The 16,510-nt window shown below is 72.8% G+C and carries 17 protein-coding genes; 10 read left to right on the top strand and 7 right to left on the bottom strand.

Annotated elements, in window-relative coordinates; translation table 11 throughout:
• Nucleotides 1-124: 124 nt before the first annotated feature.
• From hpf to mtrA, 5 genes are all read right to left on the bottom strand, one after another.
• The gene (hpf, locus tag ITJ64_RS17985; RefSeq protein WP_194682029.1) at nt 125-844 is read right to left on the bottom strand and encodes a ribosome hibernation-promoting factor, HPF/YfiA family; all 720 of its coding nucleotides are present in this window, start codon (nt 842-844) and stop codon (nt 125-127) included.
• Between the two features lie 101 nt (nt 845-945).
• Entirely contained in the window at nt 946-1,539 is a 594-nt protein-coding gene (locus ITJ64_RS17990) for a ComF family protein (protein ID WP_370545257.1), read from the bottom strand.
• A gap of 195 nt (nt 1,540-1,734) precedes the next feature.
• On the bottom strand, nt 1,735-3,465 hold the full coding sequence (locus tag ITJ64_RS17995) for a GerMN domain-containing protein (protein WP_194682031.1): 1,731 nt from the start codon (nt 3,463-3,465) through the stop codon (nt 1,735-1,737).
• Entirely contained in the window at nt 3,458-5,161 is a 1,704-nt protein-coding gene (gene mtrB / locus ITJ64_RS18000; protein ID WP_370545258.1) for an MtrAB system histidine kinase MtrB, read from the bottom strand. Before mtrB ends, ITJ64_RS17995 begins: the two co-directional genes overlap by 8 nt.
• A 4-nt stretch (nt 5,162-5,165) precedes the next feature.
• Nucleotides 5,166-5,843 (bottom strand): MtrAB system response regulator MtrA, encoded by a 678-nt coding sequence (gene mtrA / locus ITJ64_RS18005; RefSeq protein WP_194682032.1) that lies wholly within the window; start codon nt 5,841-5,843, stop codon nt 5,166-5,168.
• A gap of 155 nt (nt 5,844-5,998) precedes the next feature.
• Here mtrA and ITJ64_RS18010 point away from each other — a divergent pair, with 155 nt between their 5' ends.
• Genes ITJ64_RS18010 through ITJ64_RS18030 form a run of 5 tightly spaced genes read left to right on the top strand, consistent with a single transcriptional unit; the run spans nt 5,999 to nt 11,662 of the window.
• Nucleotides 5,999-7,348, top strand: a complete 1,350-nt coding sequence (locus ITJ64_RS18010; protein ID WP_194682033.1) for a glycerophosphoryl diester phosphodiesterase membrane domain-containing protein — start codon at nt 5,999-6,001, stop codon at nt 7,346-7,348.
• On the top strand, nt 7,345-8,031 hold the full coding sequence (locus tag ITJ64_RS18015) for a DUF4129 domain-containing protein (protein ID WP_194682034.1): 687 nt from the start codon (nt 7,345-7,347) through the stop codon (nt 8,029-8,031). Before ITJ64_RS18010 ends, ITJ64_RS18015 begins: the two co-directional genes overlap by 4 nt.
• Entirely contained in the window at nt 8,028-9,269 is a 1,242-nt protein-coding gene (locus ITJ64_RS18020; protein ID WP_194682035.1) for a DUF4350 domain-containing protein, read from the top strand. The genes ITJ64_RS18015 and ITJ64_RS18020 overlap by 4 nt, the downstream gene beginning before the upstream one ends.
• 46 nt (nt 9,270-9,315) lie before the next feature.
• Nucleotides 9,316-10,296 (top strand): MoxR family ATPase, encoded by a 981-nt coding sequence (locus tag ITJ64_RS18025; RefSeq protein ID WP_194682036.1) that lies wholly within the window; start codon nt 9,316-9,318, stop codon nt 10,294-10,296.
• A 58-nt stretch (nt 10,297-10,354) separates the two neighbouring features.
• The gene (locus ITJ64_RS18030) at nt 10,355-11,662 is read left to right on the top strand and encodes a DUF58 domain-containing protein (RefSeq protein ID WP_194682037.1); all 1,308 of its coding nucleotides are present in this window, start codon (nt 10,355-10,357) and stop codon (nt 11,660-11,662) included.
• Nucleotides 11,663-11,692: 30 nt separating this feature from the next.
• Here ITJ64_RS18030 and ITJ64_RS18035 read toward each other — a convergent pair whose 3' ends face one another.
• The gene (locus ITJ64_RS18035) at nt 11,693-12,688 is read right to left on the bottom strand and encodes a stage II sporulation protein M (RefSeq protein ID WP_194682038.1); all 996 of its coding nucleotides are present in this window, start codon (nt 12,686-12,688) and stop codon (nt 11,693-11,695) included.
• A gap of 17 nt (nt 12,689-12,705) precedes the next feature.
• On the opposite strand from ITJ64_RS18035, the gene ITJ64_RS18040 reads away from it, so the two are divergent.
• From ITJ64_RS18040 to ITJ64_RS18055, 4 genes are all read left to right on the top strand, one after another.
• Nucleotides 12,706-13,560, top strand: a complete 855-nt coding sequence (locus ITJ64_RS18040; protein ID WP_194682039.1) for an RDD family protein — start codon at nt 12,706-12,708, stop codon at nt 13,558-13,560.
• 88 nt (nt 13,561-13,648) lie between these two features.
• Nucleotides 13,649-14,275, top strand: a complete 627-nt coding sequence (locus ITJ64_RS18045) for a MerR family transcriptional regulator (RefSeq protein WP_194682040.1) — start codon at nt 13,649-13,651, stop codon at nt 14,273-14,275.
• Nucleotides 14,272-15,297, top strand: coding sequence for a hypothetical protein (locus ITJ64_RS18050; protein ID WP_228508733.1), 1,026 nt, complete (start codon nt 14,272-14,274; stop codon nt 15,295-15,297). Before ITJ64_RS18045 ends, ITJ64_RS18050 begins: the two co-directional genes overlap by 4 nt.
• Nucleotides 15,294-15,731: a DUF2834 domain-containing protein gene (locus ITJ64_RS18055; protein ID WP_194682041.1), complete on the top strand. Its 438-nt coding sequence runs from the start codon at nt 15,294-15,296 to the stop codon at nt 15,729-15,731. Before ITJ64_RS18050 ends, ITJ64_RS18055 begins: the two co-directional genes overlap by 4 nt.
• Here the strand turns inward: ITJ64_RS18055 and ITJ64_RS18060 are convergent.
• The gene (locus ITJ64_RS18060; RefSeq protein ID WP_194682042.1) at nt 15,728-15,934 is read right to left on the bottom strand and encodes a DUF3499 family protein; all 207 of its coding nucleotides are present in this window, start codon (nt 15,932-15,934) and stop codon (nt 15,728-15,730) included. The genes ITJ64_RS18055 and ITJ64_RS18060 overlap by 4 nt on opposite strands.
• A 122-nt stretch (nt 15,935-16,056) precedes the next feature.
• Here ITJ64_RS18060 and ITJ64_RS18065 point away from each other — a divergent pair, with 122 nt between their 5' ends.
• The gene (locus ITJ64_RS18065) at nt 16,057-16,497 is read left to right on the top strand and encodes a metallopeptidase family protein (RefSeq protein WP_194682043.1); all 441 of its coding nucleotides are present in this window, start codon (nt 16,057-16,059) and stop codon (nt 16,495-16,497) included.
• The last annotated feature ends 13 nt before the right edge of the window (nt 16,498-16,510 follow it).

The raw sequence follows: 16,510 nt of genomic DNA on the forward strand, positions 1-16,510 counted from the left end.
GACTCTCCCACTGCTTTCGGGCTCGTACGGATCGCATGAGCGATAGCCATACTAGTTGCTCGTCCCTGAGCGTCGGCGGGAGATCCGGTGAGTGCTCCGTGGCCCCAGTGCTGGTGCGCGGGGGTCAGCCGGCGGCGGCTCCGACCGTCTCCGAGGTGATCTCGGCGAACGCCGCGGCGTTCTCGTCGAGGCCGATCACGCCGTAGTCCCAGCCCTTCCGGCGGTAGACCACGCTCGCCCGGTTGGTCTCCGAATCGATGAACAGATAGAAGTCGTGGCCCACGAGCTCCATGTGGTAGAGCGCGTCGTCGACCGTCATCGGCGCCGCTCCGTAGACCTTCTTGCGGATGACCACGGGGCAGTAGTCGTCCTCGGTGTCGACCGGCGATCCGGTAGCAGCGGCGGGAACCGCGGCCTCGTCGTCGGAGCGACTCGACGGCACGCCCACGAGCACGTCGGCTCCGGCCGGCTGCACGTCGAGCGCGTTGAACGCGCCGGTCGTGGCCTCGTGCACCGACACCGGCCGGTGCTGGCCGCGGTGCACCTTCTTGCGGTCCTTCGCCCGGCGCACCCGCTGCATCAGCTTCGCGAGCGCGAGGTCGAACGCCGCGTACTTGTCGGAGGCGGCGCACTCGGCGCGCACCAGCGGGCCGGGGCCGATGAGCGTGAGCTCCACCCGATCGTCGCCGCTCTGCGTGCCGTTGGCCGAGTTGTGGCGGCTCACTTTGATCTCGAGGGCAAGAGCCTTGTCGGCGAGATGCGCGACCTTCTCCGCCTTCTCGCTCGCGTACTCGCGAAAGCGATCCGTGATCCCTAGGTTTCTTCCAGTGATGTTGACTTCCATGGAGACCTCCTAGCCATATTGGGTGGCGCAGCCCCGACAAGCCGAGACCGTTCGCGCCTTGTGACCCTCACCGTAGTACGCCCGCTCCGGATAGTCACCGGTTAACTCCCTGCCGGTCGTCTCTGCGTCACCTGGGCTTCACCGCGGCCGTCGCGCCGCCTGGTGTAGGCCAGGCAGACGGCGCCCTCGACCCGCGCGCCGACGGCCACGAGGGCCCGCCGCGCCTCGAGCAGCGTGGCTCCGGTGGTCAGCACGTCGTCGACGATCAGCACCCGTCGGCCGGCCAGACGAGCGGATGCCCGAAGCGCCCCCGAGAGGTTCGCCCGACGCTCCTCCACCCCCAGCCCCGCCTGATCCGCCACGTCCCGAACCAGCACGAGGCCCCCTCTCACGGGCGCGAGACCGGCCCCGGATCGCCGCACCAGCTCCTCGACGGGCCGGAACCCGCGCCGCCGCACCGCCGCGCGCGTCGACGGCACCGTCACGATCACCGACGAGGCGGACGACGCGACCTCGAGCGCGACTCCGAACGAGCCCGCCAGCACCCCCAGCGCATCCGTCCGCCCCCGCTCCTTCACCGCCCCCAGCACGTGCGCGATGACGCCTCCGTAGTCGAGAGCCACCAGAACGGAGACCGGCCCCGCCCGCACCCGCTGCAGCGACGGCCTGAGCGCGACGCGGCACTCGGGGCACACGCCGACATCGGCAGCTTCGCACCCGGCACAGCAGACGGGCGACACCACGGCGGCAGCCTCGGCCAGCCACCCGCGAAGAACACAAGACGACATCATGCGCCCAGGCAACAGCAGGCGAGACCAGCGCAGCCGCGCATCCGCCATTCTGTGCAGAAGAAGCACCGCCGCCGAGATGTGCAGAACCAGAACCAGCCCCTAGTTCTGCACCCCCAACTCCGACACCCCGCCCGTCGTCGCCTGCCACGCGCTCCCCCGCTGCTGCAGCAGGCTGCCGTCGGTGCCGAGCACCCGCAGCCCGTCGAGGTCGTTCGACCCCGACAGCGACACGGCCGAGGCCGGGGCCCCCAGGTTGGTGGTGCGCCCACCGAGCTGCTGCGCCACCACGCGCACCTCGCCCGGCAGCGCCGTCGCCGAGGCGACCGAGAACTGGTCGACCCAGGTGGCGTCGATCGGCGTGCCGGGCCCGGTCGCGAGCTCGACGGCCTGCCCGAGCTGCTGCGGCACCCCGTTCTGGTCGCGGATGACCGCGGCGACCACGAGCTTCGCCGCCCCCGCGACCTCGAGGAACGCGAGCGCCCGGGTGCCGTCGCGGGAGATCTCGAAGCTGGTGATGCTCGAGGCGCCGTCCCAGGTGGTCGGGATCGCCAGGGGCGCGTCATTCGAGGCCCCACCGGCGACCACGGCCGTCGGCTCGCCGGCCGGGATCGACCAGACGTAGCCCCAGGGGTCGACGGCGGGGTCGATCAAGCCGGCCCGGGTGTCGATCTGCTGCACGATCGGCACGCCGCCCGAGGTCTCCCGCACGGCCACGACCGCGCCGTTGCCCGCCTTCACGGCCACCGTGCCCGACACGGCCGAGTAGGCCGCCGCCTGCGGCTGCACCGACTGCACGCCCTCGCTGACGCCGTCGATCGGGCTCACCCCGCCGCCGCTGAGATAGCCGAACTCGCCCCCGCTGACCACGAGCGGCAGCGAGTTCACGCGCGGCGTCGCGTCGGCCACGTTCGAGTCGGAGCCGGGGATCGGCACCACGTTCTGGTCGACCGAGATCACCACCGACGACGCCGAGGCCAGCCCGCTGAGGCTCGAGCGCAGCTGCGCCTGCATGCGCCGCAGATCGGTCTCGTCGGCCTGCAGCACGTTGCTCGACAGCTCCACGCGGGTCTGCCCCGCCGCGGTCACCACCGAGGTGGTCGCGGTGCCCTCGGGGAACGCCGTCACGACGGCGCCGTTGCCGAGCCAGGCCACCGGCCCCTTCAGCAGCGCCTTGACCACCCGCGTGCCGACCGCCGACGAGGTCGCGAACCAGCGAAGGTCGGGCACGAGGTAGGTGAAGGTCGGGTCGTAGTAGTACAGGGCGTACGAGCTGAAGATCTGGTCGAAGAAGACGTCCTCGATCACCGTGCCGTCGTCGAGCCGGCTGATGCGCCACTCGCCGTCCTGCTGCGTGAAGCCGAAGCTGAGCGAGGTGGGCGCGCTCGAGGGGCTCGCGGCGTAGATGCCCGAGGCGTCGACGGTCGCGACCGGCGTCGCCGACAGGTCGAGGGTGAGGTCGTCACCGCGGCTCGTCGGCCGGGTGCCCGAGTCGACCAGGGTCTTCTCGTTCGGCTTCCAGCTCGCCGCGGCGGCCGAGGTGAGGTACTGGCGCGCGATGGCGTAGTCGTCCTGCGGGCTCTTCGCGGCCTGGATGAACCCGTTCAGGATGGCCTGCTGCGATGCCCCCGCCGTCGGGCCCTCCGCGAGGAAGACCACGTCGATGTCGTCGTCGGTGCCGATCGCATCGCCCGGCTGCACGTCGCCCGAGCGCGGGATGCCGGTGCACGCGGCCAGCCCGGCCAGCACCACGAGGGCGAGCAGGGCCCCGAGCCACCGGGTGAACGAGCGGATGCGCGGCGAACCGCCCCCCGCGAGAAGACGCTCAGCCACGGTCGTCCCCCACCATCGACGTCGATCCGGTGGGCGAGCGCAGCTCGGCCACCGCCGGAGCCTCGCCGAACGCGTCGCCCGGCACGAGCGGCAGCGGAGAGGACTGACCGCCCGCGGCGACCGAGCCGACGCGCCCCTGCACGCGCGGCAGCGTCAGCCGGAAGCAGCTGCCGGCACCCGGCCGCGACCACACCTCGAGCGCGCCCCGGTGCAGGGTGGCGTCCTCGAGCGAGATCGCGAGCCCGAGGCCCGTGCCGCCGATGGTGCGCTTGCGGGAGGGGTCGGCCCGCCAGAAGCGGTCGAACACGCGCTCGGCCTCCTCCTCGGTCATGCCGCTGCCGTAGTCGCGCACCGACAGCGCCACGAAGCGCTCGTCGCTGTCGACGCTCACCACGATCGGCTTGCCCTCGCCGTGCTCGATCGCGTTGCCGAGGAGGTTCCGCACGATGCGGCGGATGCGGCGGGCGTCGACCTCGGCCTCGAAGTAGCCGCCGGGCGCCACGAGGCGAAGCGGCGACCCGGCCTGCTCGGCGAGCGACTCCATCTGCTCGATGGCGTCCTCGGCGAGGCGCACGAGGTTGGTGGGCTCGGTGTCGAGCGAGGCGGAGCCCGCGTCGAAGCGGCTGATCTCGAGCAGGTCGCCGAGCAGCAGCTCGAACCTCTCGGTCTGGGTGTGCAGCAGCTCGGCGGTGCGGCCGGTGGCCGGCGGGAAGCTCTCACGCTGGTCGTAGAGCACGTCGCCGGCGAGCCGGATGGTGGTGAGCGGGGTGCGCAGCTCGTGCGAGACGTCGGAGACGAAGCGCTGCTGCACCTGCGACAGCTCGGCCAGCTGGGTGATCTGGGACTGCATGCTGTCGGCCATCCCGTTGAAGGAGCGCGCGAGAGTCGAGATGACGTCCTGCCCGCGCTCGGGGATGCGCACCTCGAGCTGCCCCGCGGCGAGCTTCTCGCTGGTCTCGGCGGCGGTGCGGATGGGCTTCACGACGAGCCGCACGATCAGGCCGGCGATCAGTCCGATCAGGATGATCAGCGCGAGGCTCGACAGCAGCAGGGTCTGCTGCACGAACACGAGCGTCTGCTCGGCCTCGGCGAGGTTGTAGCCGATGTACAGCTCGAACTGCCCGGCGCCCGGGATGGTGAGCGGGGAGCCGACCACGATGCCCGGGTCGGTGCCGCCCGTCTGGTTGGGCAGCGGCACCGACTGCCAGTACTGCTGGTCGTCGGTGTCGCCGGCCACCGCATCCTGGAGCTGCTGGGTGATCACGCCGTTGCCGGCCAGCTCGGGGCTCGCGAAGGAGAGCACGGTGGTCTCGCCGGTGGACTGGCCGGGGGTCGCGTACAGCGCGATCAGCCGGCTCGACGAGGAGGCGATGATGGCCGACTTGGCCGAGGAGAGCAGGGAGATCGTCGAGGCCTCGCCCCCCGCATCCGAGGAGTCGAAGATGGTCTGCGCCGCCGACGCCGCGTTCTTGGACTCGACGAGCACCTGCTGCAGCCGCGACTGGAACAGGTCGTTGCCGATCGAGATCGACATGTAGGTGCCCGTCACGAGCACGGCGACGGCCGAGAGCGCGACCGTGATGACGACGGTGCGGAACTGCAGCGAGCGCCGCCAGGCGCGCACGATCCGGCGCGGCCACGAGCGCCAGTCGCGCAGCACGGCCGAGGGGCGACGGATGCCCCGGCCGTCGCTCACGACATCAGGACGACCCGGCGCGGTAGCCGACCCCGCGCACGGTCATCACGATCTTGGGGTTGTCGGGGTCTTCCTCGACCTTGGCGCGCAGGCGCTGCACGTGCACGTTCACGAGGCGCGTGTCGGCCTTGTAGTGGTAGCCCCAGACCTGCTCGAGCAGCATCTCGCGGGTGAACACCTGCTGGGGCTTGGACGCCAGGGCGAGCAGGAGGTCGAACTCGAGCGGGGTGAGGTTGATGCGGTCGGCGCCGCGCTTGACCTCGTGGCCGGCGACGTCGAGGGTGAGGTCGCCGATCTGCAGCGTCTCGGGCGTCGACTCGGGTGCGGGGCGCAGGCGGGTGCGGATGCGCGCCACCAGCTCCTTGGGATTGAAGGGCTTGACCACGTAGTCGTCGGCCCCGGACTCGAGGCCCTTCACCACGTCGGAGGTGTCGGTGCGGGCGGTCAGCATGATGATCGGGGTGCCGGACTCGGCGCGGATGAGACCGCAGACCTCGATCCCGTCCATGCCGGGGAGCATCAGGTCGAGCAGCACGAGGTCGGGCTTGGCGTCGCGGAAGGCGGCGAGCGCCTCCGAGCCGTCGGCGCAGAACACGGGGTCGAAGCCCTCCGCCCGCAGCACGATGCCGATCATCTCCGCAAGGGCCGTGTCGTCGTCGACAACGAGAATGCGAGGGTCCATGGCGACCAGAGTAGTCGAGCAGGGGCGGCGGCAAGCGGATGCGGCGGGCCCCCGGGCGGTTGCCGGGCGAACTCCGAGCGAGTGTGAAAGCATGGGGGCATCAAGTCGGGGCGTCGGCGTGGGGGTCGGGTCGTCACAGAGGTCGAGGAGTGCCGATGAGCGATGGAGGCAGCTGGGCCGCGCCCGGCGCAGAGCCCGGTGAGCGGCCGGATGCGCGGGCCGACGAGCCCGTGACGCCCCCGCCCGCGGCGCCGTCGCCCGTGCCGCCGATGCCGCAGTACGGGCAGTACGCGCCGCCGCCGCCGCCGCAGCAGTACGGGCAGCCCGCGCCGCAGTACGGGCAGTACGCGCCACCGCTTCCGCCCCAGCAGCAGCAGCAGCCCGCGTGGCAGCAGCAGCCGCCCGCCTGGCAGTACGCCGCCCCGCCCGCGGGCTACACGGCCCCTCCGCAGTGGGCCCCGCCGCCCAAGCCCGGCCTCATTCCGCTGCGCCCGCTCGGCTTCGGCACCCTGCTCGGCGCCCCGTTCCAGGCGGTGCGCCGCAACCCCAAGGCCACCTTCGGCTCCGGTCTGCTGGTGCAGCTCGTGATCGTGCTGGTCACCGGCGTCTTCGTCGGGGTCGCCGTGTTCTGGGCGATCTCCCGCTCCGTCTCGGCCGAAGGTCAGGCCGACGCCGACGCGGTGGCCGCCGGCAGCGTCGGCATCGTGCTCGTCTCGCTGGTCGTGCCCCTGCTGCTGTCGCTGTTCGCCTCGGCCCTGCTGCAGGCGGTGCTCGTGCTCGAGGTCGCCCGCGCCACCCTGGGCGAGAAGCGCCGCCTCGGCGAGCTCTGGAAGGCCGCCTTCACGCGCACCCTCCCCCTGGCCGGCTGGTTCGCGCTCACCGCCGCCGCCGTGATCGTGGTGATCGCGATCCTGGTCGGCATCGTGCTGCTCGCGAACCTCCTCGGGGGCGAAGGCGGACTCGTCGCGGGCATCCTCGTGACGGTGCTCCTCGGGATCGCCCTGATCGTGCCCGCCGCGTGGCTCTCGACCAAGCTCGCGCTGGTGCCGAGCGTCATCGTGCTCGAGCGAGCGGGGCTCGTGCAAGCCGTCCGCCGCTCGTGGAGCCTCACGAACGGCAACTTCTGGCGCACGCTCGGGGTGATCTGGCTGGTCTCGATCATCCTCTCGGCGGCGGGGCAGATCATCCAGGCGCCCTTCTCCTTCCTGCTGCCCATCGTCATGACGGTGATCGACCCCAACAACACCGGTTCGGGCATCGTGGCCCTGATCGTGCTCTACATCGTCTTCCTCGCCCTGAGCCTCCTGCTCGGCGCCGTCACCTCGGTGGTGCAGGCGGCCACCGTCGCCGTGGTCTACCTCGACCTGCGGATGCGCAAGGAAGGCCTCGACATCGAGCTGCAGCGCTTCGTCGAGTCGCGGCAGGACGGCCTGGACTCCTGGCCCGACCCGTACGCCACCGCCGGATACCCCGCCCAGGCGCGCCCCGCCGAGCCCCGCGCATGATCGCCGCCCTCGCCGCGGCCCTGCCCGCCGCCGTCACCGACGTGCCGGTCGAGCCCGGTGCCGACGAGGCGCGCGAGTGGATGATCGGCGAGCTCAGCAAGCCCCCCTACCAGGCCGCACAGCCGACCTGGTTCGACCTGCTCTCCCGGGCGATCGGCGACTGGTTCTCCTCGCTCCGGGTGCCCGACGGATCAGGACTCGGTGGGCTCATCCCGCTGATCGGCGTCGTGATCGTGGTCGTCGTGCTCGTCGTCGTCTTCCTGGTCTACGGCCGTCCGCGGCTGAACCGGCGCAGCCGGGCCGAGATCGGCGGACTGTTCGGCACCGACGACACCCGCTCGGCCGCCGAGCTGCGCGCCTCGGCCGCCCGCGCCGCGGCGGCCGGCGACTTCACCGTCGCCGTCGAGGAGGCCTTCCGCGGGCTCGCCCGCGGCCTCACCGAGCGCACCATCGTGACGACCTCCCCCGGCACCACCGCCCAGGACTTCTCCCGGCGCGCCGGCAGCTCCTTCCCGGCCGCCCTGGGCGAGCTCGCCGACGGGGCCGCGCTGTTCGACGGCGTGCGCTACCTCGACCGCTCGGCCGACCGCGCCGACTACGACCGCATCGTCGCCCTCGACCGCCGCCTGCAGACCGAGCGGCCGGTCGCGCTCGAGGCCGTGCCCGCCGAGCTGGTGCGATGAGCGCCCCCGCCACACCAGCCACCGAGGCCGACGCCGTCACCGAGACCCCGCGGCTGCGCACCACACTCCGCCGCCGCTTGTTCTGGATCGGCGCGATCGTCCTGGCGATCCTCGGCGCCCTGTTCACCGTGTTCTCCAGCGCCTCGGGCATCCCCGACGGCGAGCGCTTCTCCGTCGGCAACGCCGGTGCCTCCGGCAGCCGCGCGGTCGCCGAGGTGCTGCGTCAGCAGGGCGTCGACGTGGTGGAGGCGAGCACGCTCGAGGCGGCGCAGTCCGCCGTCGACGCCGCAGGCGGCCGGGCGGGCATCCTCTTCTCCGACGCCTCGGGCTACCTCGACCAAGACGGACGCGACGCCGTGCGGGCCCTCGCCGAGGGCGGCGCCGACCTGGTGCTCGTCGAGCCGGGCTCCGACGAGCTCGAGTCGATGACCGACGGCATCGCCAACGCGGGTGCGGCCGAGGACAGCTCCTCGGTGGCGGCCGGATGCACGCTGCCGGCCGCCGAGCGCGCCGGAACGATCTCGCAGCCGTCGTGGGCCTACCGCCTGCTCGAGGCAGGCGAGGCCGGAGCCGCCTCAGCCGGAACCGACACCGTGACCTGCTTCGCCGCGGGCGGCGACTCCTTCGCCCTGCTGCAGCAGCCGGCCGGGGACGGCACGGTCACCGTGCTCGGCGCCGGCGACGCCCTGACCAACGGGTCGGTCGCCCTCCAGGGCAACGCGGCGCTCGTGCTCGGCCTCCTCGGCACCCACGAGACCCTGGTCTGGTACCAGCCCGGCTACGAGGACTTCGACGGGGCGACGCCCACGCTCGGCGAGCTCACTCCGGGCTGGGTCACCCCGGTCATCCTGGTGCTGCTGCTCACGACGGTCGCGGCCGGTCTCTGGCGCGGCCGGCGGTTCGGCCCCGTGGTCGTCGAGAACCTGCCGGTGACGGTTCGGGCGTCGGAGACGATGGAGGGCCGTGCGCGGCTGTACGCCCGGCAGTCGGCGCACGGCCGGGCCCTCGACGCGCTGCGCATCGGCACGATCTCCCGGCTGACGGCGGCGCTGAACCTGCCGCGCTACGCCTCCGTCGTCGAGGTCAGCCGCTCCGTCGCGAACAGCACCGGCCGCCCCGTCGACGAGGTGCACGACATCCTCGTCGGCGCCGTGCCCCGCTCGGAGCGCGAGCTCCTCGAGTACTCCGACCGCCTGCTCGTGCTCGAGCAGCAGGTCGCCGCGAACCGGCCGCGATGACCGCGGCGGCCGATCCCCCGTCCAGCGAAGCAGTGAGGAACCACGGATGACAGACCAGTACACCGCCACCCCGAGCGACGACGAGCTGCGGCGCACCCTCGCGCAGGTGCGCACCGAGGTCGGCAAGGCCGTCGTCGGCCAGGACGGCGCCGTGACCGGCATGATCATCGCGCTGCTCGCCCGCGGCCACGTGCTGCTGGAGGGTGTGCCCGGCGTCGCGAAGACGCTGCTCGTGCGCTCCGTCAGCCACGCGCTCAGCCTCGACACCAAGCGCGTGCAGTTCACCCCCGACCTGATGCCGGGCGACGTCACCGGCTCGCTGATCTACGACGCGAAGGCCGGCGAGTTCTCGTTCCGGGAGGGGCCGGTGTTCACGAACATCCTGCTCGCCGACGAGATCAACCGAACCCCTCCCAAGACGCAGTCGTCGCTGCTGGAGGCCATGGAGGAGCGCCAGGTCAGCGCCGACGGCGTGACGCGGGCCCTGCCCGACCCGTTCCTGGTCGCGGCCACCCAGAACCCGATCGAGTACGAGGGCACCTACACGCTGCCCGAGGCGCAGCTCGACCGCTTCCTGCTGAAGCTCGTGCTCGACCTGCCCGAGCGGGCCGTCGAGGTCGACGTGCTGACCCGCCACGCCGGCGGCTTCAACCCGCGCGACCTCACCGCGGCGGGGGTCACCCCGGTGCTCGGCGCCGCCGAGCTCACCCAGGCGCAGCGCGCCGTCGCCCGGGTGCAGGCCTCCCCCGACGTGCTCGGCTACATCGTCGACCTCGCCCGGGCCACCCGGCAGAGCCCCTCGGTGAAGCTCGGCGTCTCGCCCCGAGGCTCGACCGCGCTGCTGGCCGCCAGCAAGGCCTGGGCCTGGCTGAACGGCTCTCCCGGAATCACGCCCGACCACGTGCAGGCGATGGTGCTGCCGGTGCTTCGGCACCGCATCCAGCTGCGGCCCGAGGCCGAGCTCGAGGGCGTGTCGGTCGACGCCATCCTGCGCTCGATCCTCACCCAGGTGCGGGTGCCGATCTGATGAGGGTCCCCCAGACGGCGGCGGCCGCATCCGGGCCCGCGGCAGCGGCGGCGCGCCCGTGACGGTCACCGGGCGCCTCGTCGCCCTCGTGGCCCTCGGCGTCGTGCCCGTGGTGCTGATCGGCGAGTTCTACGACCGCGCCCTCGAGGCGCTGCTCGTCTGGATCGCCCTCGTCGTCTCGCTGGTCGTGATCGACCTGGTCGCAGCGGCCTCCCCGCGCCGCCTGCGCATCGAGCGCACGCTGCCCGCCCGCGTGCGCCTCGGCGAATCCGCGACGAGCACGCTGTTCCTCACCAACACCGGTCGGCGGATGCTGCGGGCCGTCGTGCGCGACGCCTGGCAGCCCTCGGCGGGCCCGAGCACCGCGCGCCAGCCGGTCGCCATCCCCGCCGCCGAGCGCCGCGGCCTGACGCTCACCCTGACGCCCTTCCGGCGCGGGGAGCGGCGCACCGAGCGCATCACCGTGCGCAGCACCGGACCGCTCGGGCTGGCCGCCCGCCAGGCGACCCTGACGGCGCCCGGGCGCATCCGCGTGCTGCCCCCGTTCAACGCCCGCAAGCACCTGCCCTCGCGGCTCGCCCGGCTGCGCGAGCTCGACGGGCGGGCGAGCGTGATGATCCGGGGCCAGGGCACCGAGTTCGACAGCCTGCGCGAGTACGTGCGCGGCGACGACGTGCGCTCCATCGACTGGCGCGCGACCGCACGGCACAGCGACGTGATGGTGCGCACCTGGCGGCCGGAGCGCGACCGCCGCGTCGTGATCGTGATCGACACCGGCCGCACCCAGGCGGCGCGCATCGACGACGAGCCGCGCATCGACACCGCCTTCGAGAGCGCCCTGCTGCTCGCCGCTCTCGCGACCCGCGCGGGCGACCGGGTCGACGTCATCCTCTACGACCGGCGACTGCGCGGCCGGGTGCACGGCGCCTCGGGCCCCGAGCTCCTCTCGCGGATGGTCGACGTGATGGCGCCGATCGACCCCGACCTGATCGAGATGGACTGGACGGCGGTGCCCGGCCTCGTGCGCCAGGTCACGACCCAGCGCTCGCTCGTCGTTCTGGCGACGGCCATCGACGCCCCCGGCATCTCGCGCGAGCTGATGGCGATCGTGCCGCAGCTGACGCGCGACCACACGGTCGTGGTGAGCTCGGTGACCGACCCCGACGTGCTCGCCGGGGTGCACCGGCGCGGCGACCGCGAGGAGGTCTACCGCGCGGCGGCGGCCGAGCGGGCCCTGCTCGACGCGGCCCGGGTGACCACCGTGCTGAAGCGGTTCGGCGCCGACGTCATCACCGGCTCGCCCGCCGAACTGCCGCCGGCCCTCGCCGACCGGTACATCGCGCTGAAGGCGGCCGGGCGGCTCTGAGCCAGGCAGTGTCCGGATGCGCGGCGGCGCTCAGCCCGCGACGAGCTGCGTGGCGCCGGCCTCGAACTCCTCGAGGTCACCCGTCTGCCCCGCCCGTGCGGCGCGGCCGCCGATGACCACCATGTAGAACAGGAACGCCAGGAGCGCCACCGCCCCGATGCCGATCTTCAGCCACCACGGCCAGGGCGCCGGCGTGACGAAGCCCTCGATCACGCCCGAGACGAAGAGCACGAACACCAGCCCGATCGCCACCGTGAACAGCGAGCGGCCGTTCTCGGCGAGCGAGCGCGCGCGCGTCTTCGCGCCCGGTGCGACCCAGGCCCAGAAGATGCGCAGCCCCGCGGCCGCGGCCACGAAGATGGCCGTCAGCTCCAGCAGGCCGTGCGGCATGATGTAGAGGAAGAAGATGTCGCCGTGGCCGTACTCGAACATCACGGCGGCGTTCACACCCAGGTTCTGGGCGTTGCTGATCACGACCGCGGGCACGTAGAAGCCGAGGATGCCGAAGGCGATGCACTGCGCGGCGATCCAGGCGTTGTTCGTCCAGACGAGTCCGGTGAACGAGGCCGCCGGGTTCTCGGAGTAGTAGTCGACGAAGTCCTCCTCCGCCAGCTTCTTCAGCGTCGCGTCGTCGCCGAGGGCGGCGAGCACGGCGGAGTTCTGCGAGATCCAGACGGCGTAGAGCCCGGCGATCACGACCGTCGCCATGGCGACGGCGAGCGTGAGCCAGCGCAGGCGGTACAGGGCGGCCGGGAGCTGCACCGCGAAGAACGTCGGCAGCTGCCGGAACAGGTTCGACCCGGCGCCGGTGAAGCGCAGCCGGGCCCGCGACAGCGCCACCGACAGCCGGTCGCCCTGCGCCGTGGAGCCCGCCACCGTCTTGATCGCCGAGAGCTGCGTCGAGCCCGACTGGTACCGCTCGATCAGCTCGTCGGCATCCCGGCCGGAGAACGTGCGGCGTCGCCCGAGTTCATCGAGACGAGTCCACTCGTCACGATGCGCTTCGGAGTACGCGTCGAGATCCATCTGATTAGATGATATTCATGTCGCAGCCGTCCGTGGTGGGAACCAGTGCGGCCCTAGCCGATGACGAGCTCCTCACCGGCGAGGCCGTCGCCCTCGACGTGCGCCCCGCGAGCTTCCTGCTGCGCAGCGCCAGCGGCGCCATCGACTTCGCCGTGTACGTGCTGCCGCTGATCGGCGCCCTCTGGTTCTTCTCGGCCGTCGTCGCCACGGGGGCCGCGTTCGACCCGGCGCTCACCCAGGCCCTGTCGATCGCGCTGCTGATCGCCTTCCTCGTGATCGCCCCCATCGTCGTCGAGTTCGCCTCGGGCGGCCGCTCCCTCGGCCGCCTGGCCATCGGCGCCCGCATCGTGCGCGACGACGGCGGAGCCATCGCGCTGCGGCACAGCATCATCCGCGGCCTGCTCGGTTTCGTCGAGATCTTCATCACCGTGGGCGGCCTGGCCTTCGTGACCTCGCTGCTGAACTCGCGGTCCAAGCGCCTGGGCGACCTGCTCGCCGGCACCTACAGCCAGCACGAGCGCGTGCCCGCCCCGCGGCCCTTCGCCGTCGGGGTGCCCGCCGAGCTCGCGTCCTGGGCGCAGACGGCCGACGTGGCGAAGCTGCCCGACCGGCTGTCGAGGCGCCTCGTCGCCTTCCTCACCCAGGCCGGGCGGATGGCCCCGCCCACGCGCGCCCGGCTCGCGCACGAGCTCGCCGCCGAGACATCGCCGTTCGTGTCCCCGCTGCCGAACGTGCCTCCGGAGACCTTCCTCGTCGCCGTGGCCGCCCTCCGCCGCGACCGCGAGTACCGGGCGCTGATGATCGAGCGCGACCGCCTCGCGCGGGTCGACCCGGTGCTGAAGGGCCTGCCGAACGGGTTCCCCGACCGCTGACGGTCCGACCTAGCGCCGTCGGCGGGCGGTCGCGATTTCTGCTTCGCCGCACTGGTAGCAGTGCTACCGGTAGTGCTACTATCGGCTCATGCTCATCTCCGCCCTCGCCGACCTCTCCGGCACCCCCGCCGCCACCATCAAGTACTACGTGCGCGAGGGGCTGCTGCCGGCGGGCACCCGGGAGGGCGGCAACCGCACCAGCTACGACGACACCCACCTGCACCGGCTGAGGCTCATCCGGGCCCTGCTCGAGGTGGGCAAGCTGTCCATCGGCTCGGTCTCGGCGGTGCTCGAGGCGCTCGACGACGACGAGCGGCCGATCGCCGAGACCTTCGAGACGGCGCAGAACGCGCTGTCGCGCGACGCGGTGCCCGGCGTGTCCGAGCCCGGTGCCGAGAGCTTCGAGCGCGCCGACGGCGTGATCGAGCGGGCGGGCTGGGCGCACTGCGGCGACAACGTGGGGCGCCGGATCGTGGCGCAGACGATCGACGCGTTCGCGAAGGCGGGGCATCCGCTCACCGACGACTACCTCGACCGGTACGCCGAGGCCGCCGCCACGGTCGCCTCGGCCGACCTCGACGCCGTGGGCGCCATCGCCGACCGGGCCGACCGCACCGAGCTGATGGTCGTCGGCACCGTGCTCGGCGACACCCTCTCCCTCGGCCTCCGGCGCATCGCCCAGGCCCACCGCACCGCCGAAAGGAACCTCCGATGACCGCACCACGCCCCGCCCTGCTGAGGGCGTTCGACTGGCACCGGCCGCTGATGGCCGTCGCCGCCCTGATGGTGCTCTGCTCGCTGGTCTGCCTCGTGGGAGCCGCCGTCGACCCGAGGCAGGTGACGGGGGCCGAGGTCTGGCTGAAGCCGCTGAAGTTCTCGCTGTCGATCCTCGTCTACAGCGTCACGTGGGCCTGGCTGATCGCCCACCTGCCCCGCTTCCGGCGCCTGGCGCAGGTCGCCGGCACCGTGATCGCGGTGGCTCTGGCGATCGAGCAGCTCGCCATCGTGGGGGCCGCCGCCGCGGGGGTCACCAGCCACTTCAACGTGTCGAGCGGATCCTCGACCGCGGTCTGGGGTGTCATGGCCATCTCGATCACGGTGCTCTACCTCGCCACCTTCGTCACGACGGTGCTGCTGTTCTGGTTCCGGCTGCCGACCCGGTCGCTGACCGTCGCCGTGCGGGCGGGAGCCGCGCTCGCGCTGGTCGGGATGGGGCTGGCGTTCCTGATGACCGGCCCGACCGCCGCGCAGCTGGACGACTGGCAGGGCATCGCCGGGGCGCACACCGTGGGGCTCGCCGACGGCGGGCCCGGGCTGCCGGTGCTCGGCTGGAGCACGGTGGCGGGCGATCTGCGCATCCCGCACTTCGTGGGCATGCACGCGCTGCAGCTGATCCCGCTGGTGGCCATCGGGCTCGACCTGCTCGGGCGGCGGGTGCGGCGGCTGGCCGACGACCGGGTGCGCACGCGACTCGTCGCCGTCGCGGTCGCCGGGTACGCGGCGGGGCTCGGGGTGCTCACCGCGCAGGCCCTGGCGGGGCAGTCGATCGTGCAGCCCTCGGGGGCGGTGCTCGTGGCGGGGTGGGCGGTCGTGGCCGCGGTCGTGATCGCGGCGGGAGTGGTGCTGCTGACGGCACCGCGCGGCGGGGCGGGTGGCACGCCGCCGCCGCCTCCTTCCCCGGCGGCGTCCGGCCACGCGCTGGCCGAGCCCGTCGCGAGCGGCGAGGTGCGGGCATGAGCGCCGGAGCAGGCCGGAGCGCCGGAGCAGGAGCGGGCGCCGGAGCGGGCGCTGCCGGGCGGGTGCGCGGGCGCTGGAGCGCCGCGGCCGTGATCTACCTCGCGCTGGCCGTGGTGGGGCTCGCCGGCACCTGGACGTTCAACGTGATCGCCATCGTCGAGCAGCGCGACTTCCTCGGCGAGTGGTTCGGCAGCGGGCCGTCGGTGAACTCGCTCGGCGTCGACCTCGCGGTGGTGGCCGTGGCCGCCATCGTCTTCATGGTCGTCGAGGGCCGGCGGCTCCGGATGCGCGGACTCGCGCTCTACGTGCTGCTGGTGCCGTTCGTGGCCCTCGCGTTCGCGTTCCCGCTGTTCCTCTCGGCGCGCGAACGGCGGCTGGCCGGGGAACGGGCGGAACGCGCATCCGGAACCCCCGCCGACGCCGGAAGCGTCTAGCTCTCGATGTAGACGTGCCGCATGACCTGCCAGCCCTGCGGGGCCGAGAAGCGGTCGATGTGGCGGGCGCAGAGGTCGTAGCTGTGCGGCTCGGCGACGGGGCTGAGCGGGCCGACGACGATCAGCGAGTCGGCGTAGTCGTAGGTGAGCGTCGTGGTGGCCTCACCACGGCACGAGGGCCGAGAGCATTCCCTGTTCGTCATCGCTGCCAGCCTAACCGCGGCCTCCGACAGCGGGCGGCAGCCGGGCACCGTGTCGCGCGGTGGGCCGCCGGTGCCGGAGGGCGTCGCTCCTGGCCGAGGGCCCGCCGCTCTAGACTGAGGGCATGGCACGTTCCCGCAGGTCACCGCGCTCGGCGGCGGTGCGGGCGCGCAGCCGCAGCCGTCACGGGCGGGAGCTGCGCTCCTCGGTGGCGGGGCCGCACCTGCCGTTCCTGCGCACCCGCATCGACCTGTTCGACCAGACCGTCGCGTCGACCGCGGAGTACCTCAAGAGCCTCTGGTCGGCCGAGCTCGAGGGCGTCACCTTCGAGGTGGCCACCATGCCGTTCGGCAGCTTCGGCTCCCCCGACCACGTCGACCGCTGGGCGGTGACGAAGACGCGGGTGATCATGTTCCGGCTGCCGATCGAGCGGATGTCGCGGCTGCACGAGGACGACGAGACACATCGGCGGCTCGCGATCGAGTCGTGCGTGTTCCGGGCGGTCGCCGAGCTGCTCGGCAAGGACCCGTGGGACCTGGCGCCGGAGCGGTTCCGGCACTTCTGAGCCGCGGGGGCTC

The sequence above is a fragment of the Herbiconiux sp. VKM Ac-1786 genome (assembly GCF_015350805.1).
Classification (GTDB): Bacteria; Actinomycetota; Actinomycetes; order Actinomycetales; family Microbacteriaceae; genus Herbiconiux.